The 1227-nt window shown below is 34.4% G+C and carries 1 protein-coding gene and 1 pseudogene; both read left to right on the forward strand.

Features of this window, described 5'->3' with window-relative positions; all coding sequences use genetic code 11:
* Positions 1–167: 167 nt before the first annotated feature.
* Positions 168–368, forward strand: coding sequence for a hypothetical protein (locus Q4550_RS23165; protein WP_303536527.1), 201 nt, complete (start codon positions 168–170; stop codon positions 366–368).
* A 208-nt stretch (positions 369–576) separates the two neighbouring features.
* Positions 577–1111 (forward strand): annotated as a pseudogene (locus Q4550_RS23170) (GNAT family N-acetyltransferase).
* Positions 1112–1227 lie beyond the last annotated feature (116 nt).

Raw genomic sequence — 1227 nt, forward strand, 5'->3', positions numbered from 1 at the left:
TATTTTGATCAATGGTTGGCGCAAGGGTTAATTAATTAACTAAATATGTAGCAGCATATCTTCAACAATCTCGGAGCGATTATTCAATGAATAATAGGCTTTAACACAGCGATTGAGCCGATTCATCATACGTCTCCTGATAGGGGGATTCATAGGGAGGGATAACTATGAAAAAAGTGCTGATGGGGATAGCATTTATTCTTGCACCAGCCTTTGGTATGGCATTGGCGAAGTTAATCATTGATCCATTATGGTCGAACCAAAAAGTGACCTTAGAGGGTCTGATAACCTTTTTCATATATGGGTTAGTTGCAGGAGTCATTCTTTTTATTTTGCGCCTTATTGTTAGGGGAGGAAGTTTGAATTGAGGATAAGAGAGTCATTTAAACATACTGATTCTGTGTAGATGCTAATTTAATAAGATGTGATTATGGAAATTATTATCCAGTCTAAAAATCACTGTATTAAATTTAAATTTCCTATTCTACTATCTCGGAGCAAAACAGTAATAAAATAAACAGTTATCGTTTTTAATGTGACTAAAGCGATTCAAAATGAAATGAGGAGACATTTAATATGATTGATTTGAAACTTTTTGAACGGGCTGACTTTGATAAACTTATAAATTGGATAGAAACTCCTGAGTTCCTACTACAATGGGGGCCCTAATTTCACTTTTCCATTAGATGAAGATCAGCTTGGGGTTTATTTGAAGGATGCCAACAATGATGATTCTGATGTAATGATTTATAGTGTTTTTGATAGAGAAACTGAAACAGTAATCGGACATATTTCATTAGGTAAAATCGATAGAGGAAATAAGTCTGCAAGAGTAGGAAAAGTATTAGTCGGCGATAAGAATGTAAGAGGAAAAGGAATCGGCAAACAAATGATGACCGAAATTCTTAAAGTAGCATTTGATGAACTACATTTACATAGAGTCAGTCTTGGGGTGTTTGACTTCAATTCTTCAGCAATTGCTTGTTATGAGAAGGCTGGATTTAAAAAGGAAGGTTTACTGAGAGAATCAAGAAAAATTGGTGAAGAATACTGGAGTTTATGGGAAATGAGTATTTTAGATAAGGAATGGGCTGGGAGAAAAGTAGATTAAAGTCATTACAAATCATCTTGATTTAAAGTCTTCAACAAACTCGGAGCGATTAAAGAGTAAATAATAAGTTTAGGGAGGGAATTATGGAACTAATATTTGTACGACATGGTCAAGGA

This window comes from Anaerobacillus sp. 1_MG-2023 (assembly GCF_030547345.1).
Classification (GTDB): domain Bacteria; phylum Bacillota; class Bacilli; order Bacillales; family Guptibacillaceae; genus Guptibacillus; species Guptibacillus hwajinpoensis_B.